Origin of the sequence: Burkholderia sp. BKH01 (genome assembly GCF_025685725.1) — a bacterium.
Lineage (GTDB): Bacteria > Pseudomonadota > Gammaproteobacteria > Burkholderiales > Burkholderiaceae > Burkholderia > Burkholderia pyrrocinia_C.
The window spans coordinates 1-470 of record NZ_JAOTQT010000065.1 but is presented as its reverse complement, the minus strand read 5'-3'; the positions used below and the strand labels follow the sequence as shown (position 1 = coordinate 470).

1 protein-coding gene is annotated in these 470 nt (G+C 63.2%); it reads left to right on the top strand.

Annotated elements, in window-relative coordinates; genetic code table 11:
• The coding region (locus OEJ37_RS34825; protein WP_263349535.1) for a TenA family transcriptional regulator at positions 1-470 on the top strand (470 nt) is incomplete at both ends.

The following is a 470-nucleotide window of genomic DNA, read 5'->3' as shown; positions in this document are numbered from 1 at the left end:
CGCTGGGCCGAGAACCACTATCACTATGTCGGCCCCTTTGCCGACTACCTGGGCTACCTGTACGCCCGTACGCCGGACACCTATACCGAGGCCAAGGATTTCCTGCTGGCAAACATGTACGAAGAGGAGATTGGCGGCGACCGCCACACCGACCTGCTGATCCGCTTTGCCGAAGCCTGCGGCACCACCCGCGAACGGGTCACCAATCCGGACAACATGTCGCCCACGACGCGCGCGCTGCAAAGCTGGTGTTATGCCGTTGCCATGCGCGAGGATCCGATCGTCGCGGTGGCCGGCCTGGTGGTGGGCCTGGAATCGCAGGTGCCCTCCATCTACCGCAAGCAGACGCCGACCCTGCGCGAGAAGTACGGCTTCACCGACGAGGAAGTGGAGTTCTTCGACCTGCACATCGTGTCCGACGAGATCCATGGCGAACGCGGCTACCAGATCGTGCTGGAGCACGCCAACAC